18 protein-coding genes are annotated in these 26071 nt (G+C 49.4%); 9 read left to right on the forward strand and 9 right to left on the reverse strand.

What is annotated here, in order from left to right; all coding sequences use genetic code 11:
- Positions 1–17 precede the first annotated feature (17 nt).
- Complete coding sequence (locus ACJJIV_RS20485) at positions 18–2222, forward strand: acetyl-CoA hydrolase/transferase C-terminal domain-containing protein (protein WP_444890169.1); 2205 nt, start codon at positions 18–20, stop codon at positions 2220–2222.
- A 7-nt stretch (positions 2223–2229) separates the two neighbouring features.
- Here the strand turns inward: ACJJIV_RS20485 and pta are convergent, their stop codons facing one another.
- The 3 genes from pta to ACJJIV_RS20500 form a co-directional block, all read right to left on the reverse strand.
- A complete protein-coding gene (pta, locus tag ACJJIV_RS20490) occupies positions 2230–4395 on the reverse strand; it encodes a phosphate acetyltransferase (RefSeq protein ID WP_444890170.1) in 2166 nt (721 codons plus the stop codon).
- 2 nt (positions 4396–4397) lie between these two features.
- A complete protein-coding gene (locus tag ACJJIV_RS20495) occupies positions 4398–5606 on the reverse strand; it encodes an acetate kinase (RefSeq protein ID WP_444890171.1) in 1209 nt (402 codons plus the stop codon).
- A 259-nt stretch (positions 5607–5865) separates the two neighbouring features.
- A complete protein-coding gene (locus ACJJIV_RS20500; protein ID WP_444886341.1) occupies positions 5866–7464 on the reverse strand; it encodes an isocitrate lyase in 1599 nt (532 codons plus the stop codon).
- A 114-nt stretch (positions 7465–7578) separates the two neighbouring features.
- Between ACJJIV_RS20500 and ACJJIV_RS20505 the strand changes: the two genes are divergently transcribed.
- From ACJJIV_RS20505 to ACJJIV_RS20540, 8 genes are all read left to right on the forward strand, one after another.
- The gene (locus ACJJIV_RS20505; protein ID WP_252081803.1) at positions 7579–8514 is read left to right on the forward strand and encodes a LysR family transcriptional regulator; all 936 of its coding nucleotides are present in this window, start codon (positions 7579–7581) and stop codon (positions 8512–8514) included.
- 189 nt (positions 8515–8703) lie between these two features.
- Positions 8704–10878: a malate synthase G gene (locus tag ACJJIV_RS20510; RefSeq protein WP_252081802.1), complete on the forward strand. Its 2175-nt coding sequence runs from the start codon at positions 8704–8706 to the stop codon at positions 10876–10878.
- A gap of 903 nt (positions 10879–11781) precedes the next feature.
- Entirely contained in the window at positions 11782–13962 is a 2181-nt protein-coding gene (locus tag ACJJIV_RS20515; protein ID WP_444890172.1) for an FUSC family protein, read from the forward strand.
- Between the two features lie 17 nt (positions 13963–13979).
- Positions 13980–14192, forward strand: a complete 213-nt coding sequence (locus ACJJIV_RS20520; RefSeq protein ID WP_353505426.1) for a DUF1656 domain-containing protein — start codon at positions 13980–13982, stop codon at positions 14190–14192.
- Between the two features lie 2 nt (positions 14193–14194).
- Complete coding sequence (locus ACJJIV_RS20525) at positions 14195–15316, forward strand: HlyD family secretion protein (RefSeq protein ID WP_444890173.1); 1122 nt, start codon at positions 14195–14197, stop codon at positions 15314–15316.
- Positions 15294–16820, forward strand: coding sequence for an efflux transporter outer membrane subunit (locus tag ACJJIV_RS20530; RefSeq protein WP_444884712.1), 1527 nt, complete (start codon positions 15294–15296; stop codon positions 16818–16820). The genes ACJJIV_RS20525 and ACJJIV_RS20530 overlap by 23 nt, the downstream gene beginning before the upstream one ends.
- A 191-nt stretch (positions 16821–17011) precedes the next feature.
- The gene (locus tag ACJJIV_RS20535) at positions 17012–17896 is read left to right on the forward strand and encodes an arylamine N-acetyltransferase family protein (RefSeq protein ID WP_444890174.1); all 885 of its coding nucleotides are present in this window, start codon (positions 17012–17014) and stop codon (positions 17894–17896) included.
- Complete coding sequence (locus ACJJIV_RS20540; protein WP_444884714.1) at positions 17893–18471, forward strand: flavodoxin family protein; 579 nt, start codon at positions 17893–17895, stop codon at positions 18469–18471. Before ACJJIV_RS20535 ends, ACJJIV_RS20540 begins: the two co-directional genes overlap by 4 nt.
- Positions 18472–19384: 913 nt before the next feature.
- Here ACJJIV_RS20540 and ACJJIV_RS20545 read toward each other — a convergent pair.
- The 6 genes from ACJJIV_RS20545 to mnmA form a co-directional block, all read right to left on the reverse strand.
- Entirely contained in the window at positions 19385–20806 is a 1422-nt protein-coding gene (locus ACJJIV_RS20545) for an 8-oxoguanine deaminase (RefSeq protein WP_444890175.1), read from the reverse strand.
- A gap of 346 nt (positions 20807–21152) precedes the next feature.
- Entirely contained in the window at positions 21153–21575 is a 423-nt protein-coding gene (locus ACJJIV_RS20550) for a GNAT family N-acetyltransferase (RefSeq protein ID WP_444890176.1), read from the reverse strand.
- 1 nt (position 21576) lies between these two features.
- Positions 21577–22731, reverse strand: a complete 1155-nt coding sequence (locus ACJJIV_RS20555; protein WP_444890177.1) for a JmjC domain-containing protein — start codon at positions 22729–22731, stop codon at positions 21577–21579.
- Positions 22732–22888: 157 nt separating this feature from the next.
- On the reverse strand, positions 22889–24262 hold the full coding sequence (purB, locus tag ACJJIV_RS20560; RefSeq protein ID WP_444890178.1) for an adenylosuccinate lyase: 1374 nt from the start codon (positions 24260–24262) through the stop codon (positions 22889–22891).
- Positions 24263–24276: 14 nt separating this feature from the next.
- Positions 24277–24912 (reverse strand): high frequency lysogenization protein HflD, encoded by a 636-nt coding sequence (gene hflD / locus ACJJIV_RS20565; protein ID WP_152453442.1) that lies wholly within the window; start codon positions 24910–24912, stop codon positions 24277–24279.
- 9 nt (positions 24913–24921) lie between these two features.
- Positions 24922–26067, reverse strand: coding sequence for a tRNA 2-thiouridine(34) synthase MnmA (mnmA, locus tag ACJJIV_RS20570; RefSeq protein ID WP_444890179.1), 1146 nt, complete (start codon positions 26065–26067; stop codon positions 24922–24924).
- Positions 26068–26071: the final 4 nt, after the last annotated feature.

Genomic DNA, 26071 nt, shown 5'->3' on the forward strand with positions numbered 1-26071 from the left:
AGAAAAGCCTGATTTCCATGGAAGTTTCTCCTGATAATGTTCCCCAGCGGTTTACCGGCGCCGAGGAGTGTATCGATGCTCTGTTACGCAGGGTCGGTAAAAAGATTGTGCTGGGGTTACCCCTCGGATTGGGAAAAGCCAATCACTTTGCCAATGCCCTTTACGCGCGTGCCGCTGCAGACCCTTCTATTTCTCTGACCATTTATACCGCCCTGACCCTTGAGCGACCCAGGGGGGACAGTGATATCACGCGCCGTTTTGTACAGCCTTTACTGGATCGCCTTTACAGTCACTACCAGGATCTTGGTTATGTGACGGCAAGGAGACAAGGGCAGCTTCCCAATAATATTGAGGTGATAGAGTTTTTTATGGAGCCCGGTGCTTTGCTGGGTAATCGCTATGCTCAGCAACATTATGTCAGCACTAATTATACCGAGGTGCCCGAAGATCTCTTGCGCAATGGGATCAATGTGATCGCGCAAATGGTGTCCCCCTCACCGGCGGGTGGCAAATACAGTTTGAGCTGTAATCCGGATCTGACCCTGCCACTTTTAAAGCTGGCCTCCGATCGCAAAGGGCAATCGCTTTTTTTACTGGGAGAGGTAAATCATCAATTACCTTATATGCCGGGCAGTAGTGAGCTTGCGGAAGGCGCTTTCGATTTTTTGTTAGAAGGTAACCAGTTCAATACTCCATTGTTTGCCGCTCCTGCAATGCCGGTGAGTTTTACCGAATATGCTATCGGTTTTCATATTGCCAGCCTGATCGCTGATGGTGGTACTTTACAAGTGGGTATCGGGGCGCTCGGCGATGCGGTTTGTCATGCCTTGCGCTTGCGTCACAAAGAGAATCCGCTCTTCACTCGCCTGCTGGATAAGTTAGCCGATTCAGAGTCATCCGCATACCGAAAAAACCTCCCCCTACAAAAGACGCCCTTTCAACAGGGACTATATGGTGCCAGTGAAATGGTTCCCCATGGCTTTTTACATCTACGTAAGGCGGGGGTTTTAATCCGTGAAGTGTTTGCTGATGCGGCACTGCAGGAGTTGCTGGACTCGGATGCGATCACCCATACAGTGAACGAAGAGACTCTGCTCGCTCTGAAAAAGAGAGGGCGTATCGACTGCCCGTTAACCCCTGATGATACGGCGTTTTTGCAGCGTTTTGGTATTGTGGATCCAAGTTACAGTTGGCGCGGCCACAAGTTGTTAACACCCGATGGCGAAGAGGAGGAGTGTGACCTGCACAGTGAGCACGGCCGTCGACGATTGATAGGCAGTTGTTTGAACAACAAACTTAAAGGCGGTATCTGGTTGCACGGTGGTTTTTACCTTGGCCCTGAGGTGATGTATCGAGAGTTACGGGATCTAGCCCCCATTGAGCGGGCCGGTATCGATATGACTTCTATCGATTTCACCAACGATCTGCGCGGCCAACAAATGCTGAAGCAAGTCCAGCGCAAACACGCACGTTTTGTAAATTCAGCCATGATGGTGACATTGGGCGGAGCCGTTATTTCCGATGCTTTAATGGATAATCAGGTAGTTAGTGGTGTTGGAGGGCAATACAATTTTGTTGCCCAGGCCTTTGCACTGCCTGGGGCCCGCTCCATTATTGCCCTGCCGAGCACACGCGTTCGCGACGGAATTTGTGAAAGTAATATTGTCTGGGAATACCCCCACACCACTATACCTCGGCACTTGCGGGATATTGTGGTAACTGAATACGGCGCGGTGGACCTGCGGGGTAAAACAGACCGGGACGTGATGGTTTCCATGCTCAGTATTTGCGATACACGATTTCAGGCAGTGTTGCTGGAACAGGCCAAATATGCAGGCAAAATCGAAAAGGACTTCACTATTCCGACCGAGTTTAATCGAAATAGCCCGGAGCATATTGACGAGGTCTTTTCCGATGAAAAGTCCCTCGCCATGTTGCCTTACTATCCGCTGGGTACGGACTTTACCGATGAAGAGGGATGGCTGGCTGTCGCACTTCAGCAGTTGAGAGCGGCTGACCGCAGCTGGTGGCGAATGCTGCTAACGGTGATCAAGGGGCGTAGAGTGTGGCGGGACAATTCTGATCAGTTCGCGTTTACCCATCGCTGTCTGGAGCGGATGGGTTGTGACCATTCGGATACCTATGAGCACCGCCTGGAGGCCTATGTTATTGCCGCCGCGCTGCATGAATATATTGACCCTCGCCGTCCCCTCTGTGGATAGAGGCCAGTTATTTTTTAATTATATGTGATTGATGTTGCTGGGCCTGAATAGCGGTAAGTGCAATGGTGTAGACAATATCGTCCACCAGGGCACCGCGGGAAAGATCATTCACCGGTTTGCGCAGCCCCTGCAACATAGGCCCAATACTGACTAAGTCCGCACTGCGCTGTACTGCTTTATATGTGGTGTTGCCGGTGTTTAAATCAGGGAAAATAAATACGGTGGCGCGGCCCGCGACTGGGCTCTGTGGCGCTTTCTGCTCAGCCACATTTTTTATCAGCGCCGCATCGTATTGTAGTGGTCCATCAATAATCAGCTTGGGCCTTCTCTGCTTGGCGATTTGTGTAGCTTCACGCACTTTGTCTACGTCTAAGCCGGTTCCTGAGGTGCCGGTGGAGTAACTGATCATTGCTACTCGGGGTTCTATCCCAAAGGCCGCTGCGGAGTCTGCCGACTGGATGGCGATCGCAGCCAATTGGTTGGCGTTGGGGTCCGGGTTGATGGCGCAGTCTCCGTATACCAGTACCTGCTCGGGTAGAAGCATAAAGAAAATTGAGGAGACAAGCTCTTCACCTGGAGCGCTCTTGATCAATTGCAGGGCGGGGCGGATGGTATTGGCGGTAGTGTGAATAGCGCCTGAAACCAGGCCATCCACTTGGTCTAGGGCCAGCATCATAGTGCCCAAAACGACATTGTCTTGCAGCTGTTCTTTCGCAACCACCTGAGTGAGGCCCTTATTTTTTCGAAGAGCTACCATGGGCTCTACATACTCTTCCCTGACATCTTCGGGCTTGATGATTTCTACTTTTTTACTGAGCCTGAGGCCCTGTTGCTCGGCGATTCGCTGGATAGATCCAGGTCTTCCCAGCAGTATCGGTTGTGCAATTCCCCGTTCTGCACAGGCCAGAGCTGCGCGTATAGTGCGGGGTTCTTCTCCCTCTGGAAGCACAATGCGTTTTAGTACCCGGCGGGCCATTTCTGTTAGGTGGTAGCGAAATGCTGGGGGTGACATCCGCCGCGGTCGTTGGGAAACCTGACTTAAGGATTGCACCCAGTTTTTATCCAAGTGGCTGGCAAAAAAATCCTGTACCCGGTTTACTCGCTCGCGGTCATCTGCGGGGGTGCGCAGGTTGAAGGTTTGTAACTCCATCACGGTATGCCAGGTGTTGGAGCTAACTAACATTACCGGCAGTCCAGTCTCCATGGCCGGTGTGCAAAGTTTGTGTACCCCGCGATCCAGTCGGTAGCCCCCGGTCAGCAGCAAGCAGCCAATTTTTACACCGTTCATTGCTGCCAGGCTGGCTCCTATCATGACATCGGGCCTGTCAGCTGAAGTGACCAGTAGGGCACCTGAATTAAAGCGATGCAGCATATTGGCTAGGGATCGCGAGCAGAAGGTTACGCTGCGCAAACGGCGGCTCTCTAGTTCTCCGCGATTGATTAGTTGTGCATTGAAATGCCGGGCCAGATCCAGCGCCCGGGGGGCCAGCAGCTGCGCATTCCAGGGGATGGCGCCAACGATGCGTAGAGGAATTTTACGATACAGATCCTTTCGGTTGACAGCTTTGGTACAGGGCTCCTGTTGAGCGCCCACCGAGATAAAGTGGCCACCAGGTGGGTCGGTTATGCGGGGAGGGGCATCCAGCTTATTGATAATGCAGCCTACCACCGGGTTGGATGGGCCCTCACCAAACGGTTGCATCGCATACTGCAGGCGCTCTGTAAGCTGGCGAATATCGCCTGTGTGCAGGCTGGCAACCAACACCACTTCCGCATCCAGGGTTTTTGCCATCTGGCAGTTCAATTGGTCAGAAAATTGATTCTGCCTTCCGGGTAAAAGTCCCTCCACGACTATTACATCCGCAGTTTGAACGCTGCTGCGGTAGCGGGACAAAATTTTCTCCAGTAGCTCCGTGGTTCCACCTGCGGAGATCATAGTTTCAGCTTCTTGTGCGCTGATTGAACGGGGAATGTCCAGCTTGGTAGTCTGCCGCAATATCTCTGTGGTTCTCTCAATGGCGCCGTCGCGGGAAGGTGCTTCGCTGACAGGTTTGAAAAACTGGGTTTCTACGCGGTTGCGTTCAAGTGCCCGTATTAAGCCCAGGCTTACCGACGTAATACCCACACCCACATCCAGTGGAATCAGCATTAGGGCGCGCGCGTTGTGGGGCATGTTTATAGCGCCCTGTTCGCTAAGCGGATGGTATCTCGAGCAATAACCCAATCTTCACGGGTGGGTATCACAAGGATATCCAGTGTTCCGTCTTTCGATATCTGCCCTTCAGAACCGAAGCGAATGTCTTCATTGCGCTTATTGTCCAGCTGGTAGCCGAGCTGGCTGAGCCAACCTATCGTTTCTCGCCGCACCCAAGATGAGTTTTCGCCAATACCCCCGGTGAATACCAGCGAATCAACGCGCTTTAGTGGCACTGTGTAGGCTGCAATATATTTGGCCAGCCGATAACAAAATAGCTTCAATGCCAAGCTAGCACCGGCATGGCCTTTGCCCATAGCTTCTTCCAGTTCACGACAGTCATTGCTTAGCTCGGATATCCCCAGCAGGCCGCTGTTGCGATTCAGTAACTGTTCGAGTTCCGCTAGGGAATAGTCCAGTGCCTCTCCCAAATGAAGTAATAAACCAGGGTCTAGGTCCCCGCAGCGACTGCCCATTACCAGCCCTTCAAGAGGAGTCAGCCCCATACTGGTATCCACGCTCTTTCCGTTTTTAATGGCGCATAGGGAAGCGCCATTGCCGAGGTGAGCGGAGATCACATTGATGTTGTCTGTGGGTGTTTTCAATATTTCGGCGCTGCGCTCACCGATATAGCGATGACTGCTGCCATGCATACCGTAGCGGCGCAGTTGGTGATCCCGATACAAACTGTAGGGCAGTGCATAGAGGTAGGCGTAATCCGGCAAACTCTGGTGGAAGGCGGTATCGAAGACCGCCACCTGCGGCAACTCTGGGAAAGCGAGCAGTGAGGCCTGTATACCTTGCAGGGCTGCAGGGTTGTGTAGTGGCGCCAGTTCACAGCAGGCTCTGATAGCTGATACCACGCTGTCATTGATCAGCGTGGAATCTGCGAACTGTTCGCCACCATGGACCACCCGATGCCCGATTGCCCGAAGCTGCTCGCGCAACGCTGACCAGGGGCCGTCGAATCGCTTTACCAACGCTCCGATAACAGCTTCGTAGTCATCCCCAGGGGAGAGCTTCTGTGTTCCTTCTTTTTCATCGTGCTGCCAAGAGAGTGCTGCTGAGGATGATCCCAGGGCATCGGCTTGGCCTTTTAAGCGCTCCTCACCAGTTTCTGGGTTAATGATGGTGAACTTTAAAGAAGAGCTGCCGCAGTTGATGGTCAGTACAAGTCTTGGGCCAGACATAGGCGGTGCGCACCTTAGCGTGTATACCCTAAGGCTAGCTAATATGGCGCAAAAGTCTTTGAGAAAAGGCAATAAGATTGGGAGCAAAAAAAGGGCCGCGATTGCGGCCCAAGTTCAAAATGCAGAGATAAAAGCGCAGTTTGCATAACTGTTCTTCTTCGGCGGAATCATTGTCCTGATCAATTTGAACAGGAGAGAATCCCTGAAGAAAAAGGCGGCTTGCGCCGCCTTGAATCTACCTGAAAGGTATAAGAGCGATTTAACCGAACTGGTTCATGGTGTTGTCTTTACCAGCAGCCTTCAGTGCCGCTTCGCCAGCAAAGTACTCTTTGTGGTCGTCGCCGATGTCGGAACCAGCCATGTTCTGGTGCTTAACACAGGCGATACCTTGGCGGATCTCTTTACGCTGAACGCCTTTCACGTAGCCCAGCATGCCTTGCTCACCGAAGTACTCTTTGGCCAGGTTGTCGGTAGACAGGGCCGCAGTGTGGTAAGTCGGCAGGGTGATCAGGTGGTGGAAGATACCGGCTTCGCGAGCCGCGTCGGCCTGGAAGGTGCGGATCTTCTCGTCAGCAGTTGCGGACAGCTCAGTATCGTCGTACTCGGCGCTCATCAGGTTGGCGCGGTCGTAAGCGGATACGTCTTTGCCTTCTTCAGACCAGGCATCGAATACCTGCTGGCGGAAGTTCAGGGTCCAGTTGAAGGATGGGCTGTTGTTGTAAACCAGCTTCGCATCGGGAACAACTTTGCGGATTTCGTCCATCATGCCGCCGATCTGGCGAACGTGGGGTTTCTCGGTTTCGATCCAAATCAGATCGGCGCCGTTCTGCAGAGAGGTGATGCTGTCCAGGATGCAGCGAGCTTCGCCGGTACCTTTGCGGAACTGGAACAGGTTGGAAGCCAGGCGCTTAGGACGCAGCAGCTTGCCTTCGCGGTTGATTACAACGTCACCGTTGGCCAGATCAGAAGCTGCGATTTCTTCACAGTCCAGGAAAGCGTTGTACTGGTCGCCCAGGTCACCCGGCTCTTTGGTCACGGCGATCTGCTTGGTCAGGCCGGCACCCAGGGAGTCGGTACGGGCAACGATAACACCGTTGTCTACGCCCAACTCCAAAAATGCGTAGCGAACTGCTCGGATCTTGGCCAGGAAGTCTTCGTGAGGAACGGTGACTTTACCGTCCTGGTGACCACACTGCTTCTCGTCGGAAACCTGGTTCTCGATCTGGATACAGCAAGCACCCGCCTCGATCATCTGCTTAGCCATCAGGTAAGTGGCTTCTGCGTTACCGAAACCGGCATCGATGTCGGCAATGATCGGCACAACGTGAGTTTTGTGGTTGTCGATCTTGTCTTGAACTGCTTTCTCGGCTTCTTTATTGCCGGCTTCACGGGCGGCATCCAACTCGCGGAACAGGTCGTTCAGCTCGCGGGCATCGGCCTGGCGCAGGAAGGTATACAGTTCGTTGATCAGGTGCGCAACAGAGGTTTTTTCGTGCATGGACTGGTCGGGCAGAGGACCGAATTCACTGCGCAGAGCGGCGACCATCCAGCCGGACAGGTACAGGTAGCGACGGTCGGTATTGCCTTCGAAGTGCTTCTTAATAGAAATCATCTTCTGTTGGCCGATGAAACCGTGCCAGCAGCCCAGGGATTGGGTGTACTTGGAGCTGTCTTTGTCGTAGTTCTCCATGTCAGCGCGCATGATATTGGCAGTGTATTTGGCAATATCCAGGCCGTTCTTGAACTTGTTCTGGGCGCGCATACGGGCAACAGATTCGGGATTGATAGCATCCCAAGTGCCGCTTTTGCTGTCACGGAGCTTAGCTACCGCGTCGATGTCTTGAGTGTAAGTGGACATGACAGTGTTTCCTTAAAACGGTGACTGCGATTAGGTGTTGAGTATCTTAGGAGGAGTGGCATAATTTGCCTAATTTATTGATTTTATTTTCACTATCGATCTGGCAAATGTTGTATGCAACTGGAAAGAGCTGACCTGAACCTGCTGGTATACCTGGATGTGCTGCTGCGCGAGCGCAATGTGACACGAGCGGCCAACTACTTAGGGCTGTCCCAACCCGCAATGAGCAATGGCTTGAAACGCCTGCGCGAACTCTTTGATGACCCTCTGCTGGTACGCACCCGAGAGGGCATGATGCCCACGGAGCGTGCCTTAGAGCTACAGCCTATGGTTCGTGAAGCGCTATCCAGCATCGACCGTGTGATTCAGCCCAATCGGGATTTTGATCCGGCCAACACCCGGCGAACCTTTCGCATTATGGCCAGTGACTATGCCGAATCCACGTTGATCCCGCCCCTGCTTAAGCAGCTGAGGGATGGTGCTCCAGGAATCAGCCTGGATATCATGACGCCCAGCGATGTGAGCTTTGTCGATGTGGAGCAGGGTAAGGTGGATATGGTAATTAACCGTTTCGATAGCATGCCCCAGAGCTTCCACCAAGCCACCGTATGGCGCGACAGTTTCTCTTGCATGATGCGAGCGGATAACCCAATTCTCGAAGACTACAATCTGCAGAGTTACTTAAAGGCTCAGCATATATGGGTGAGCAAGACCGGCATGGGTGTGGGGGTAGGAGTAAACCCAGAGGATGTGCAACGCTTGGGCTGGGTAGATGAGGCTATTGGTAAATTGGGGGAAAAGCGGGATATCTCGGTTTTCACACGCCACTACCAAGTGGCTATGCTGTTGGCCGAGCAGAGTGACCTGATTGTCACTGTGCCCACCCGTCTGGCACAGCTTGCCAGCGACAATCCTAGAGTCGTGCGCAGGGATCCGCCGCTGGATATCCCTCCTCTTGAGCTAAAAATGGCTTGGAGCCCACTTTTACAGCAGAGTGCACCGCACCGCTGGTTACGGCGCCTGATCCTGGATATTGGTCGGGCTTTATGAGTGACCCCTTAGTAAGGAATCATGCGCCCTGAGGGTGAATATACAGTTCTCTTGGCAGTGAATCATGCGTCATCCATTTTCATAAAAATTTGATCTATGAATAGTGGAAATTGTGTCTATAAATTAGCGGTATGCTGAAATGGCTGTTTAGAATGCCGTAATTCCAACAATCAGTGAGAGGCCCAGGGTATGACGGAACGAGTCCAAATCGGTGATCTACAAATCGCACCAGAGCTTTACAACCTGGTCTGCGAGGAGGTGATTCCAGGAACCGGGGTCGATGCCGATAAGTTCTGGGCTGGACTCGATGCGATTGTCCGCGACCTGGCGCCAGTCAATCGCTCCCTGCTGGAAAAACGCGACGAATTACAGGAAACCCTGGATCGCTGGTACACCGAAAATCCGCAGGGCTTCCTTGATCTGGAAGGCTACCAGACCTTTCTGAAAGAAATTGGCTACTTGGTGGATGAGCCCGCTGAGTTCAGTGCTTCCACTGAGAATGTGGATGAGGAGATCGCCACTCTCGCCGGTCCTCAGCTAGTGGTCCCGGTGATGAACGCCCGCTATGCACTGAATGCCGCAAATGCCCGCTGGGGCAGCCTTTACGATGCCCTCTACGGCACTGATGTGATCAGCGAAGAAGGTGGAGCGGAAAAGGGTAGTGAGTACAATCCGGTGCGCGGAGCCAAAGTGATTGAATATGCGCGCAGCTTCCTAGATCAGTCTGCTCCATTAACCTGCGGCAGTCATAAAGAAGCCGTGCAATATCGTATTAACGGCTCTCTGCTGGAAGTTGTCCAAGCCAATGGTGATATTGCCACCTTGAAAGACGGCACTCAGTTTGCCGGTTACCGCGGTGACAGCGAAGAACCCTCGAGTATTTTGCTCAAGCAGCACGGCCTGCACTTTGAAATTCAGGTGGATCGTGAAAGCCCTATCGGTAAAACCGATGACGCGGGTATTAAAGACGTCCTTATGGAATCTGCATTGACCACCATTATGGACTGTGAGGACTCCGTAGCGGCAGTCGATGCGGAAGACAAGGTTGTGGTTTACCGCAACTGGCTCGGCTTGATGAGAGGTGACCTCAAGGAAACCATCAATAAAGGCGGCAAGACTTTTGAGCGCAAATTAAATGTCGACCGTGAATATATTACACCGAATGGTAATCAGCTAACCCTGCCGGGTCGCAGTTTGATGTTTGTGCGCAATGTTGGCCACCTGATGACCAACGATGCTGTTTTATATGGTGACGGCCAGGAAATTCCGGAAGGTATTCTCGACGGAATGATTACCAGCCTGATCGCTCTACATGATCTACGCGGCAATAACGAGATCAAGAACTCTCGTGAAGGAAGCATCTACATCGTAAAGCCGAAGATGCATGGCCCGGAAGAGGTGGCTTTTGCCAACACGTTGTTTAATCGTATTGAGGATGCCCTCGGCCTACCGCGCCACACGGTGAAAATGGGTATTATGGATGAGGAGCGGCGTACCACGGTAAACCTCAAAGCCTGCATTGCCGAAGCCAAAGAGCGCGTGGTCTTTATCAACACCGGCTTCCTGGATCGCACAGGAGATGAAATTCATACCTCTATGCTTGCCGGCCCCATGATTCGCAAGGGAGATATGAAGCAGTCCACTTGGATCAACGCCTACGAAGAGTGGAATGTGGATGTGGGTCTCAATAGCGGTCTCAAGGGTAGGGCGCAGATTGGTAAAGGTATGTGGCCGATTCCAGATCAGATGTCAGCGATGATGCACGCCAAGCTCGCACATCCAATGGCTGGTGCGAATACTGCTTGGGTACCATCGCCCACGGCGGCAACTTTACATGCACTGCACTACCACAAGGTCGATGTGAACCGTCGACAGGAAGAGATTCAGCACCGCCATCACGCCAAGCTGGAAGATATTCTCACCGTACCGGTGGCCAAAGACACTAATTGGAGTACTAAAGAGATTCAATTGGAGTTGGATAACAATGCTCAGGGCATTCTTGGCTATGTGGTACGCTGGGTTGAGCAGGGGGTAGGTTGCTCCAAGGTGCCGGATATTAATGATGTCGGTCTGATGGAAGATCGCGCCACCTTGCGAATTTCTTCACAGCATATTGCCAACTGGCTCAAGCATGACATTGTCAGCGAGAAGCAAGTGCGCGAAACTATGGAGCGTATGGCTGCAGTTGTGGACCGACAAAATGCCGGTGATGCCAATTACAACAATATGGCTCCAGATTTCGATAGGAGTGTTGCCTTCCAGGCCGCTTGTGAGCTCGTATTTGAAGGTTGTGTACAACCAAACGGCTACACTGAGCCGGTTCTGCACCGTCGCAGGCGTGAGTTTAAGGCTTTGAATGGTTGATTTCTGAGCTGGATAGTTTCTAAAGGCCCCTCAAGGGGCCTTTTTTATTGGGGGTGTGGAGTATCATTTAGCATGCCTTACAGTGGATAGTAATTAATATTCCGATAGAGGTCCGTACCTGAAGGTGGTAAGTGATATGGCTTTGCTGTTAAACAGTAAAGCATGGAGAGTGTTGTCATAGTGCCCTCCTCCTATTTAGTCACTCTAGCTGTGCAAAGTGCCGCCCTACTAGCCACCGCAACTACTCGAATTGATAGGTTGTTGGCGCCATTGGGTCAGTCGTCCTAGCTGTTTGTATCATTTAATTTCGGCCGCTTACAGATGGAGTAAAGTATGGCCCATTTTCCTCATTCTTTGACTTAGCAGGTATTCAATTTTCAAAGTGTATGGTTATGACACGATGGCGCGTAATCAAGTGAAGTAAATGTTAAGTAGGCAAATGATGGGCTGATTGCTTTAGGGTACCTTTCTAACCGATCCTGATTTTATTAAGCGGTTAAAGAAAGGTATACCACTTAATAAATTTGATAATACAAGTTTGCTGGGAAGGATGAAAAAGCCCATACAAATTATCTCTTTGCCTATGCTCAAACTACAGGCTATAAAAAGAGGCGGACGAAAAGTCATAGACTGTGAGACGAGCTTTTAAATACTAACTTCATTTTTTCGTTTATAACTTATGTCGTATGTTGAGATATAAGTTTTCAGTGATCTTCGCTGACACTCATACTTTATTGGCACTTTAAAATACGCTTTGTGCGTGCTGTATCTATAAGTGTATCCCTGATTTGGTTGCTTTCTTATATGCCATACTTCCTCCTGCCAACCTAAAAATTACATGCCTCGTAATCATTAGGGTGTCAAAAGCTTGTCGCTTTATCGTGAAAATACTCGGAGATAACATTGTACCTGTCTCGCAATGCGAAAGAGTCAATAAAAATTGCGCTGGCTTTGGTAATTGTTTATGCCATTGCAATGGGTATCAATTGGGAAAAACCTTTTTGGGGTGCATTTGCCGTTATTGTGTGTAGTCAGGCAAACTTGGGGCAGTCGTTAAATCGTGCCATTTTGTGGATGCTGGGCACTCTGTTTGCACTTCTAGGCGGCTGGATAATCGTCGCATCATTCCCTCAAGATCGATGGCTTTTTATGATTGCGCTATCGGTATGGGTTGCGGGCTGCGTTTATATCCTGCAAAGATCAAAGCGTCAGTATTTTTGGATGACCTGTGGCTACGTTATTTTGATGTTATGGGATGCGACCGGTGGTGATTTATCCCTTTCTTATGAGGAAGGGATATTCCGTATTCAAGAATCTTTACTGGGTATTATTGTATATGGGCTTGTAGCTGTTTTGATCTGGCCAAATTGTAGCCGCGAAGAAATGTATGAAGCAGCGGTTTCCCTGCTAGATATGCATCGTGCTTTTGCAAATAGATGTTTTTTAAGAATTCAAGATCGAAAGAAAGTTAAAGTCCTTAGAGATAAGCGAGTTGAACTGTTAAGGGCAGATACACGTTTGCGTACAGCTATTAATGATGCCAGTTCTGATAGTTATGAAATCTGGGAGTGTCGTAGGCAGTGGAAGGCATTTGGTTATCGTACAACAGCGGTGTCACAGTCATTACTTAAATTAGAAGAGGGTTTGGCTCTATCCAGTGATTTGGGGATCATGAAGTTTCTTTTGAATATGAATGACTATTTGGAGGTTATGAGAGGGCGATTTAAAAGAGTTAGATTTGCCATTGCTGAAGATGAGGTGGCTGGAGATGCTCGGGAGAGGGTGGTTAGGGGGGACGTTGAAAAAGTAAAGGAGCTGTCAACCCCCGAGACTGCCGCGATAGCTGTAACAAGGCGTTCTTTGAATGATTTGGAGGTGGAAACCCGGGCACTAATTAATGCTGTAAATGATCTAAAAAACCCGGAATTTTCCAGTTCGAGTACTTCAAGTGAACGTGAAGAATACTGGTTTGGATTGTTAATGCCTGATCCTGATAGGTTGGCTAATGTGGTTCGCGTACTAGTGGGGATCTGGATATCTTATTTAGCTTATTTATTTGTTCCAGATATGATAGGCGGGCTGCTTGTAGTGCTTTTAATAACAATTATAGCAATCATAGCATCTGTAAGCCCACAAATTAACTTATTTAAATCTTGTATATATACAATTCTCGTATGCTTGATGTCCGCACCTCTTTACTTTTTAGTTATGCCAAAATTGCAAGGCTTTTATTCGTTAGGGTTAATGGTGTTTTTCTGGACTTTTACTATTTCCTATTTTGCAAATCGAATGTTTGGTGCGCAGTCAATGATAAGAACCTTGGCTCTGCTCTTTCCGCAAATTATTTTCAATTTTAATAATTATCAAACTTATAGTTTTGTCGTTTATACAAATTATATATTTGTGCTGGCGATTATTTTTTGCATACTGGCGGTATCTAGAAATATCCCGATTTCCTCTCATCCTGAAAGAAATTTCAAAAAAAATGTGAATCGACTCCTTGATAGTGCTGCTCGTTTAGTGGTTGAAGGCGATTTGCCGGCCTTAACAAGACGCTCAATATTTCATCGCCTTTATATTTTATATCATTTAAACATCGTTGTGATTTCGCATGAGAAGATCCTTTACTGGAAAGAAGGTATTGATGTCAATAATGTTAAAGGTATGTCGAGGGATCAAATGCGAAGGGTAATTGATTTACTTATGCTGATTGCTAATCAGGTTAAGATTTTGTATGGAATTGATCACTCAAAAATGAAACTTGTTGCAACCAAAAGTATGCTGCGCGAGGTGTTTATTTGGAGATCTCTCGCAGGAAAAATATTGTTTTACTTGTCAGGGGAAAAGCGAAATATAAACATCAAGTCTTTACGAAGAGGTTATAGACGTATATTTGATAGAGTAAATGTGGATGTTGGAGGGCTGATGGAGCTCTGGGAAAAAGATGAGGAGACTGCAAAGGGGGTGTCCAACTTTTTGTACTTTTTGGGTGTTACCCACTGTATTAGCAATTACCTCGATGAGTTTTATAAATTATCAGAGTCCGTAGATTGGAAATATTTTTGTGAAGAAAGATGTTTATGATTCAAATAGGTTAATGTATGGAAAAGATACCTCATGATGTATCAGTAGGAGGTTTTTTTATTTCTCCAGTTCTAGTTGCGGGGGTACTTGGGGTGCTCGCGGCATTACTTACCGCAAGACTTCTGGATCGTTACCGCCTTTCTAGATACTTCGCAAACCCGCCAGTAGTAATTATATCGTTGAGCATTATCTACTCAGTCTTTATTGGGTCAGTATTTGTGGGTATTTAAGGGTGGAGAAGTTTAGAAAGTACATACTTACGGCGAGTATGGTATTCCTGGCAATTTTTGTATTGGTTCTTCAGTTTTGGAAGTATCTCAACAACCCCTGGACTAGAGATGGGAAAGTGCAGGCGGATATTATCCAGGTTACTCCTAGAGTTTCAGGTCAAGTGGTTTCGCTGCCTATTAGAGATAACCAATTTGTCAATGCGGGTGAACTTCTATTTCAAATAGACCCAAGAACCTATGAAGCCGCTTTGGCGGAAGCCAAGGCTCAATACGAGGAGGCAGTCGATATTTATAATGCTCAGAGGGAGAATATTCTGGCTTATGAGGCTAGGATAAGGGAGTCCTCCGCGGCTATAGATTTGGCGCAAAGCAACATCAATGCACTAGATGCAGAGATCACCAAGGCTAGAGCGGAGTATAGGCGTCAGCAAGAACTACTTCCTCAGCGCGCCACTTCAGTGAGATCTCTTCAGGCCGCACAAGCTGAGTTTGAGTCGTCAGTGGAGTATCGGGCTGGTGCAGAGGCAACACTCGTTAAATCCTTAGCTGCTTTAGAGCAATCTCAGGCTGAATTAGCACAGGTCCGTGCGCAACTCGGTGCACTTGGGGCAGATAATCCTGGTGTGCGCGCAGCTCTGGCTTTAGTACGTCAGGCTGAACTTAATCTGGAATATACAACGGTGACGGCGCCTGTATCCGGATATGTTACCAATCTGGATTTTCGCTTCGGTGATCAAGCTGTAGCAAATCAGCCCGCACTATCAATAGTGGATATTAGTACTTATCGAGTAGAAGGTTATTTTCGTGAAACCTTTATACGCAGAATTGCTCCAGGGGATAAGGCAATAGTGACATTAATGGCATACCCACATAGGCCACTCAAAGGGTATGTTGAAAGCATTGGCTGGGGTATTGCACAAACTGATGGAACTGCGGGTAACGACCTTTTACCACGAGTTGATCCAACTTTTGAGTGGATTCGCCTCGCTCAGAGAATTCCGGTGAGAGTTCATTTGTCAGAAAGGCCTGAGTCTGTCGAGCTTCGTGTTGGTTTTACCAGTTCAGTGCTCATATTGAGCAATACTGCGAGCGCCGACCAAGATGATACGGCGCAAAATCCTTAGCCTGTTTAGGTTTGAATATCTACGCAAGTCCTTAGCTCTTGGTGCTTTTTCTGTATTTGTTGGTAATGGTTGCATGCTGGGCCCAGATTATGTACCGCCCCCTGTTACAGTTGAAGACACCTGGATTTATCAAAACAGTAAACGGGTAGATATCCTTGAAACAGTGAATCCTTACTGGTGGCAGTCTGCCTTCGCCGATCCTGTTCTGGATGATTTGGTAGAGCAGGCAATAGAAAATAACCTGGAATTGCGATCAGCCGCATTAAGAGCACTGCAAGCGCAGCAGCTCCTCGCTATTGCAATAGGGAATCAATATCCACAGATACAGCAAATTGAGGGGCTCGTAGATCGCTCCAAATATGTTCGCTCCGGTATAACCGGAAACTATCAGAGTGAGTACTACCTTAATTTCAATTTAACCTGGGAGTTGGATATGTGGGGGCAGTTGAGGCGATTGGTTAATTCCGCCGCAGCTGACTTTGAGGCCAGTATGGCTGAATATGATGGGCTGCTTGTCTCAATCATTGCACAGGTAGCGCAAACATATATCAATATTCGCACTGTAAAACGCCGTATTCAGGTGGCACAGGAAAATATTCGTATTCAGACTGAAGGGCTAAGAATCGCTGAAGTAAAATTTCATGCAGGAGAGGTCAGTGCGTTGGATGCCGAACAGGCCCAAACCTTATTAAGTAACACTCAGGCTGCTGTTCCTGCGCTGGAAGCTACGCTTCAGCAGTTCAAAAATACCCTTTCAATACTACTGGGTATGCCCCCTCATAGCCTTAATGACCTCCTTTCTGTACCTCCAACGGTGCCCCATGTGCCCTCAATTATAACGATAGGCATGCCGCAGGATCTTTTGCGTCAGCGTCCTGATATTCGCCAGGCTGAGCGGCTTCTCGCAGCACAGGGGGAGCTGATTGGTGTTGCTCGAGCGGAGCTATACCCAAACTTTTCAATCGGTGGGCTAATAGGAGCAATTGATATCAGGGGGGGGCAGTTAAATGGCAGAAGTGATGCTTGGGATTTATTCGTTGAGTTTGATTGGAATGTGTTTAATTATGGCCGGTTGCGCAACAATGTGCGCTTGCAGGATGCGACCTTCCAGCAGCTGGTATCAGACTACCAGCAAGTGGTCTTACAGGCGCAGGTTGATGTTGAGAATGCCATAGTTGCATATCTCAAATCCCAGGAACAGCAGTACTTTTATAATATCGCAGCTATGGCTTCTGAAGAGGCCGTCAATCTCTCCATGACGCAATATGTCGACGGAGCGATACAGTTCAACACTGTTATCACCACGATGGTTTCAAATTTTACCCAGCAGGATCTCTTGGTGATTGCCCAAGGTGCAGTAGCAGCGAATCTAGTTCAGGTTTATCTTTCTCTTGGGGGCGGCTGGCAGATTCAAGATGGGCTGACGCCATTGGAGTTATTACCCGAAGAGACAATAGAGGATATGCTTCGCAGGACTCACTATTGGGATAAGATCTTGGAATAATCTCTCTTTGCACTTGTCTGGCCCGCACCAATCCATTAATCCGTATCTTTAGGATGATCAGCGTACCATCAGCCGCTTAGAGACATTTGGCGCAAAAAGAGTAAAGAGAATTAGCAATCGATATTGACCTAAACCAAGGTTCAGGTATTAGACTGCTGCAATTGTTGATTGGCCATGAGGATTGAAGTCAAATGACACCAAGCACCCATAACATCAATTTATCAAAATACTTAGCACGTATTGGTTACCGCAATAAGCCAGCCCTGGATTTGAAAACCTTAAGGGATATTCTTACGCAACATATTCGTACTCTGCCATTTGAGAATGTAACGTCCTTTCTTGGGAGTCCCGTGAATATTGAGATGGCCGCTATTGAACAAAAGCTTGTGAACCAAAAGCGTGGTGGTTATTGCTTTGAGCAAAATGCTTTATTACGGGCTGGGTTACAGCAGATAGGCTTTGCAGTTACAGGACTTGCCGCTCGGGTTCTTTGGCAAACACCACCGGGCCATCAGCCGGCTCAGTCTCATATGATCTTACTTGTAAAAGTAGGGCAGGTACCGTATTTGGTGGATGCGGGCTTTGGCAGCAATACACTGACTGCACCTCTGCGCTTAGATGTTTCAGGTCCTCAGAGTACGCCCCACGGTACTTATCGCCTAACTCAATCAGGTGAGGACTATCTATTAGAAGTGAAGGTCCATGATGCCTGGCATTCAATGTACAGCTTTGATTTACGGCCACGAACAGCGGGCGACTATAAAATCGCCAATTGGTTTTGTAGTACTCACCCTGAGTCCCGTTTTGTAGAGCACTTGATTGCTACTCGTGCTTTCCCCGAAGGGCGTCATGCTTTACTGGATCGCCAATTGAGTTATCAGCCGATAACTGGAGCAAAGACAGTCATCATGCTGGCGAATGTTGAAGAGTTACGCAAAACGCTATTAAGTATTTTTGGGATCGAGGTGCCCGAGGATATATCTTCCTTTGAGAGGTTAGCTGGTCTCTTTGAGAACGGCTCATCTCAAAAGGTTGCAGAGCATGCTGCTGTGAACACTGATCGGGTCGCATCATGATTAAAGCAGGAGTTGTTTATCACTCCGTTTGCGGCAGTACAAGGACATTGGCAGAAGCCACTGCGGATGGAATTAATAGTATCCCTGGATGTGAAGGAGTTACATTTGCTGTTGAAGCCAAGCATATTCAGCACGGGCGCTATGAGAATCCTGACTTGATGCATCGTCTGGATCAGTGTGATGGAATTGTGCTGGGCTCGCCAACTTTTATGGGGTCGGTTTCAGCCCAGTTTAAGGCTTTTATGGATGCGGCCAGTGAACGTTACAGTAGTCGCGGCTGGGTTGATAAGCTATCTGCAGGTTTTACTATCGGCAGTAATTTCAGTGGGGATCAGCTTAATACTCTAACTACTTTGCAAATATTTGCCGCGCAGATGGGGATGTTGTGGGTGCCTAATGACATTTTACCAAATCTGGATGTACAGGGGCGAAATAGAAGTGGTTGTCAGTCCGGTCTTGTGGCCGTTGTTAATAGTGAAGGGGCTGTGCATGAGCTTGATCGACTTACGGCTTTATATTTGGGGGAGCGAATAGGGCGTCTATTAAAGCGCTTTAGTCCTTGCGGCAGTATCTAATATCCAACAAATAAATTTTGATACAACTTTAGGGAAAGTGGCGTAGCCCCAGAGGAATAGCCTCGATGTTCTTTAATTGAAAGGACTGAGGCTATTTTGCGTTATCTTTAAAAGAAAAATCTGCTAATGAGGCCGAGACAGATAACTAGATCTATCAACTGGAAGGCTGATTGGTAACTTAGGAATTTTCACTGCTCGTGGGCAAGGGATTAAGATATTTGGTTTTTATTTCTGTTAAATAAAAATATTGAAGAAGTTCTAGCTTAGGCCCAAGGACTATTTGCAAAATACGACCTAATATAAGCCCTGAAGTAAGTACCATTTCTGTGGCCAACTTGTGCGCTGATTTTGATATATGGACTTGAATGATTGAAAGGGCCAGGGCGGAGTCGCTGAGCCCAGCTCCTGCGATTAAGCTATAAGTCCTTGTTGGTAATATGTAGGCATGACGAAAGTGGTCGAAAAACCCAATGATGAGACGTCCAGTGATTATTCAGAACAAGATCATTGTATTGTTGATAGCCCCTTCCCATATATTTTTACCAAAAAATCTAATTGAATTTGTATATTCTAAAAATCGAAGTGTGTAAGAATACAGTCTTAGAGATAAATATAAAAAATCAGAGCCGCCCATTGCTGTGTAGAATTCCTGCAAATTCTAAACTTGCTTGCAAGTGGTAACAGATACTCCTTTGACTCATTTTAAATTTTTGGCTTGCTGTCTGTATGGAGTCCTATTTCGGTATTGGGCTAGAGAAGGGCAAACAAAACTGAGAGTGCAGCGCTGGTTGAAAAAAACCGTACAGCAACGCCCTAGGTAGATACCTTTTCTATCCTTCCACACTTACTACTATTCTGTGCCCATTAGCCATTAGCCATTAGCCATTAGCCATTAGCCATTAGCCATTAGCCATTAGCCATTAGCCAGTAACCTCTGGCTCCATTGATTGTGATCTCGAATAACGGGTTCCATATCTATTGAAGTAATCTCTCCATTGCTCACAACTTGTCGACCGTGAATTACTACAGTTTTTGCTGATTGGGGGGCGCAGAAGACTATCGCGGCAACTGGATCTGAAAGCGCCCCGGCATATTGAATAGTGTTGAGTTCTAGAGAAAAGAAATCAGCACAACGCCCAACTTCCAATGCTCCGATATCAGTGCGATTAAGAACGCTGGCACCACCGATAGTGGCAAGCTCTAAAGCTTCCCTGGCTGTCATCCATTCCGGCGAGCGTAGAGGGTGGGACTGAGGAAGTTGGGCGTAGCGATGTGGCCCCTCCGGTGGGCGAAGGCCCATGCGCAACCTTGAGAGCAACATTGCCTGGCGGGTTTCCAAGAGCATATTGGAGGCGTCATTGCTGGCTGACCCATCCACACCAAGTCCCACTTTAATCCCAGCTGCAATATAGTCTTTAACGGGGGCTATCCCTGATGCAAGGCGCATATTAGAGCTTGGACAGTGAGCGATGCCACACCCGGTACGAGCAAAAGTATTTATTTCTTGTGTATCGATGTGTATTGCGTGAGCAAACCAAACATCGGGCCCCAACCACTCGCTTTCTCCCATCCACTCCAGAGGGCGCTTGCCAAATCGTTCTAAAGTGTGGCGCTCTTCATCAAATGTTTCGCAAATATGCGTGTGTAGCATAACGCCTTTATCACGGGCCAGCAGGGCAGTTTCTTTGAGCAGATTTTCCGAAACAGTAAATGGAGAGCAGGGGGCCAGAACAATTCGAGTCAGAGCTCCATAGCTTGCATCGTGATAGCGATCAATGACCCGGATACTGTCTTGGAGAATAAAATCTTCATCTTCGACACTTTCATCAGGGGGTAAGCCCCCTTTTGATCTGCCCAAAGACATGGAGCCGCGGCTTGCATGGAACCTCACCCCTAAGTCCTTTGCTGCTTCAATATGAAAGTCCACTTTGTTGCCACTTTTAAATAAATAAGAATGGTCAAAAACCGTAGTGCAACCAGAGAGAATAAGCTCAGCCAAACCAATCAAAGCACTTGTGCGGGAGGCCTCTGGATTTATCCGGCTCCAGATAGGGTAGTGAAGCTGAAGCCAAGCGAATAAATTTTTGTTCTGGGTCTCTGGCAGGTTGCGGGTGAGTGTCTGGTTTAGATGGTGATGAGTGTTCACCAGTCCTGGTAGGACTATCTGCCCGCTAGCGTCAATAATTGTGTCAGCGCTCATGGGTAGTTTATCTGTGGGGCCTACAGCCGTGATAATGCCTTCTTCGGCAAAAATACCGCCATTGGAAATCTCACGCCTTTCTGAGTCCATGGTTACCAGGACTTCAGAGTTCTTAAGCAGCAGTGTCTTAGGCATATGATCTGAGCACTCACTTATAGGGTTTCCTGGCATTCTGATATTAGTCTGGGTAGTTTCTAGCAGGGCGAGAGTTTTGACCCGAGTAATGAGTAGCCGGTACTCCTGCGGTTACTTCAAGTTGCGATGCGGAATCCAGTTCAGAGCACCAAAAGAATACACTTACAAAGCCGTTATCATTTGTTTTTATTTTATCGCTAGCTACTTCGACAAATATGTTAGTCAGAAAGAGGAGAGGGAGTTGTCTAGCGAGACCAGAAAATTAGTGGCGGACATTTCATTTTTAACGAGCAGACGGAAATGAAGGCGTCGGTATGCGTAAACATACTAGCGCCTTCATTACGGCTTAGTGCAACTGACGAATCATTTTGATATGAGGGATATTGGCCTCGTAAAAGGTCTCTCCCTCTGGGATAAAGCCACTCCGAATGTAGAAGCCTTCAGCATGCTGTTGTGCATGTAGATATACACTGCGAAAGCCCTGTTGTTTGGCAAAGTCACAAATCGCCTTGAGTAACTGGGCCCCCAGACCTTTGCCTCGGGCGGATGGCATGATCGCCATCCGCCCAACTTTACCACTTTTGCTGAGCCGCCCGGTTCCAACGGCAACATCACCATTAAAAACTAGGAAGTGTTGTGAAGATTCTTCCTGGTTATCCCACTCCAAGTCGGCAGGAACTTTCTGTTCCTGGACGAACACAGCTTCGCGGATAGTGCGAATGCTTTCTTGTTCTTTTTGCCAGTCAGCGGGGCGCACCAGTGCGGCCATATCAGAAATCCTCAGGGGGATAAATCAGTGTGCCTTGGGCTACCAATTGGTCAATTAAACCATCAGGGTTGGCAATTTCTGGAAAGGTTTCAATGTCGCTCCAGGAAATTTCGTGGGACTCGGCAAATTGTTGAGCAAAGGTGAGTGGTGCGGTCAGGGCTTCACCGTCGACAAATAACGTGGCCGGCGCCCTGGAAAAGGCGACTCGAGATGCGGGGTTTAGCACCAATAGCATCCCCTTTGGCATTTGCTCACGCCAGTCAGCGGCCTCATCCGCGTCTAGTGCGACGGTATCAGGGTATTTTGCTTCCGTCATCACTGCGCCAAACCACTGAGTGACCTTTTCTGGTTGCCTAAGCCACTCGGCCAGTTGTTGTTGTAAGCGAGCTACGGACTCGGGATCAACTTCCGCTGGGGATTTTGTCGGTTCCATGCCGGCATCGGTATAACGCAGGCTATCCTTCAGTCCCATTGCCACTTCGGCAGCGAGATCTTCCAATATGGCTGAGGCAGAAGGTGCTCGGAAGCCAATGGAGATCGTGGTGCAGCCGCCCTCGGCGATACCCCAGTGACTGTATTGTGGCGGGAGGTAAAGCATGTCGCCAGGCTCCAGTACCCAGCTGTTCTCAGCATTAAATTCTTTCAGGATATTGAGGGGCGTGCCTTCCAGGCGGGGATTGGTCTCATCCACTTTCGCTCCCTGCTGCCACAGGCGTTTGCCCTCGGCCTGGAGCAGAAAGACATCGTAGTGGTCATAGTGTGGTCCGACACTCCCCTGATCCGCCGCGTAACTAATCATCACATCATCCAGGCGCCAGTCTGGGATAAAGCGAAAATACTCTTTTAATTCAGCCACTTCGGAAAGCCATTGATCTACGGCTTGTACAAGCAGGGTCCAGTGCGTGCGGGGTAGGGATAGAAAGTCTTCCTCAGTGAAAGGGCCGTTGCGTAGCTCCCAGGGACCGCTCTGGCCATTTTCAAGCACCAAGCGAGATTCAATCGTCTCCTCCAGAGCCATTCCGGCAAGCTCTTCTCCTGATATGGGCGATTCGAAGTTGGGGAAAGCATTGCGGATCAGCAAGGGTTTTTGCTGCCAATAATCGCGCATAAAAACTTCAATTGGCATATCGCCGAGATGGGTAAGGGGGCTTGCCACGGTAACTCTCACTGTTTGTTGGGCTGGGGAAATCTTCTCTAGTCTGCCACTAATAGGTGTAACTCAGCCCGAGGTTAAAGCTCTGCAGAGTAGAGCGGCAGTAAAGAAATTTGAATAAATTTCCGGCCACTGCGGTGTGGCCGGAAGCGGTGCTCACTTAGATTTTGCGAGCTTGCTCGACGGCGTTACCGATGTAGGATGCAGGAGTCATTTCCAGCAGTGCGCTTTTGGCTTCCGCAGGAATTTCCAGATTCTCGATAAACACTTTCAAGGTTTCGCGGGTGATGCCCTGGCCGCGAGTAAGGGCCTTCAGTTTCTCGTAAGGCTCTTCGATGTTGTAGCGGCGCATCACAGTCTGGATCGGCTCTGCCAGCACTTCCCAGGAGCTGTCCAGGTCTTCTGCCAGGCGTTCACGGTTGATTTCCAGCTTGCCCAGCCCCTTCATGGTGGCGGCATAAGCGATGGCAGAGTAACCGGCACCCACACCCATGTTGCGCAGTACGGTGGAATCGGTCAGATCGCGCTGCCAGCGGGAGACTGGTAACTTCGCGGCCAGGTGCTGGAATACAGCGTTGGCCAGGCCCAGGTTTCCTTCGGAGTTTTCGAAATCGATAGGATTGACCTTGTGCGGCATAGTGGAGGAGCCCACTTCTCCGGCAACGACTTTCTGTTTGAAGTAACCGAGGGAAATATAGCCCCAGATGTCGCGGTCAAAGTCGATCAGGATGGTGTTAAAGCGCGCAATAGCATCGAACAGTTCGGCAATATAGTCGTGTGGTTCGATCTGGGTGGTGTAGGGGTTCCAGGTCAGGCCGAGCGAGGAAATAAATTCTTCCGCATTCTTTTCCCAGTCGATATTTGGGTAGGCAGACAGGTGGGCATTGTAGTTGCCTACAGCACCGTTGATTTTACCCAGCAAGGGGACAGCCCCTACCTGGGCTACCTGGCGGCGAAGGCGTGCAACCACGTTGGCGAGTTCCTTGCCCACGGTCGTAGGGCTGGCGGTTTGGCCGTGGGTGCGAGACAGCATGGGCACGTCGGCGAAATCCTGGGCTAGCTGGGCGATCTTTTCTACCAGGCTATTCATTGCGGGCAACATAACGTTGTCGCGACCAGCGCGTAGCATCAGAGCGTGGGACAGGTTGTTGATGTCTTCAGATGTGCAAGCGAAGTGCACGAACTCGCTTACTTTTTCCAGCTGGGCATTGCCGCTGATTTTTTCTTTGAGGAAGTATTCAACCGCTTTCACGTCGTGGTTGGTGGTGCGCTCAATTTCTTTGATGCGCCCGGCATCTTCCAAGGAAAAGTTGGCCACAATGCTATCGAGTAGCTGGTTAGCAGCTTCATTGAACTGTTCTACCTCAGTGATTTCTGAGTGCGCGGAGAGTTTCTGAAGCCAGCGCACTTCCACTTCAACACGGGCGCGAATCAGGCCGTATTCACTAAAAATTTCGCGTAGGGGGGCAGTCTTGCTCTCGTAGCGACCATCAATAGGGGATACCGCTGTGAGTGCGGAAAGCTCAACTGTCATAGTAAATCTCCGGATTAGTTTTTTATAGATTCGATCTGTGCGATTAGCTCGTCGGTCGCACGCAATAGTTTTTTGCGTTGAAATAGCAGATGCAGGCGCCTTCCGCCCAATTGTCGCCACAGCGTGGCTGAACGGATACCGGCAAACAGCATTGAGCGGATTTGGTTGGCGACGCGCTGTTGCTGCAGGAAATTAAAATCTCCCAGCACCTGGATACGAAAGCGGAAAGTGCCGAGGGTATCGCTATAAATACTGGCGAGATTGGAAAATACATTCTCGTGGGTGGGGGCGAAGTGTTCCGCCTGAGTCTTGGCTTTTTCGAGGCGGCTGCCAATGATGGAGAGCAACTCTCCTTTCTTACTCAATTGCCTCTGCAGATAAAGCACAGACAGTGCATAGCGCAGGCAGTCTGTGTATTCAGGGTGTTGCCGCGATTGCAGTAACTGCCGTGAGACCTGCAAGCCGGGCAGCAGCTTCTCTGCGCCGGCGAACACATCTTCGGTGCGATCTGGGTTGAGCTGGAAAAGGCTGTATACCCCGGTTTCCAGCTGGGCCTGGGGAGCGGTGCCTGTTTTGGCCAAGCGCTCCACTAAAGTTGCGGATTGAAATATTCCGGCCAATGCCAGAGCCTGATCCCGCCAGTTATTCAAGGTTACTCCTTAGTGTTTCTTGTATTTTTCCGGTACGGCAGTGCCGATACCTGTAGCCTGTTCGATAACTGCGCCGCCGAGGCATATTTCGCCATCGTACAGGACCAGGGATTGTCCTGGGGTAATTGCCCGCTGTGGCTCGTCAAATTCCACAGTCAGGTTACCACCCTTTTGCACCCGTATTGTGCAGTCCTGGTCTGGCTGTCGGTAGCGGGTCTTCGCTTGACAGCGGAAAGACTCACCCGGTGCGGCGCCATTGATCCAATGTGTTTGGGCTGCCACCAGACCCGTGGCGTAAAGCAGGGGGTGATGTGCCCCCTGGGCAACAATCAATACGTTGCGCTCTAGGTTCTTTCCGACTACGTACCAGGGTTCTTCGCCCGCGCCTTTTACCCCTCCGATACCAAGACCCTGCCTCTGTCCTATGGTGTGGTACATCAGGCCGGCGTGGCGCCCCATAATTTCACCTTCTGGAGTTTCCATGTCGCCCGGCTGGGCGGGCAGATACTGCTCCAGAAAGTCCTTGAAGCGGCGTTCGCCAATAAAGCAGATCCCCGTACTGTCTTTTTTATTGTGGGTGATAAAGCCGTTTTCCTCAGCGATACGCCGTACCTCAGGTTTTTCCAACTCGCCCAGTGGAAATAGAGAGCGAGCGAACTCACCCTCGCCGACAGCGTGGAGGAAGTAGCTTTGATCCTTGTTGCCATCCAAGCCCTTGAGCAAATAGGTGCGACCTTCTATATCGCGTCGGCGGGTGTAATGTCCGGTGGCAATGGCATCAGCTCCCAGAACTTCGGCATATTCCAGGAAAACTTTAAACTTGATCTCCCGATTGCACAGAATGTCCGGGTTAGGCGTGCGTCCGGCCTTGTATTCTGCCAGGAAGTATTCGAAGACATGGTCCCAATACTCGGCAGCAAAATTGGCGGTATGCAGCTTGATGCCCAGTTTTTCACATACCGCCTGGGCATCGGCCAAGTCTGTTTTCGCGGTGCAGTACTCAGTGCCGTCATCTTCGTCCCAATTCTTCATAAACAAGCCCTCCACCTGGTAGCCCTGCTCCATGAGCAGAAGTGCGGCTACAGAGGAATCCACACCGCCGGACATACCGACGATGACGCGTTTGGGCTGTTTGTTGTGCGTGGAATCAGGCATAAGA

This window comes from Microbulbifer mixtoriginis (SeqCode) (assembly GCF_052466765.1).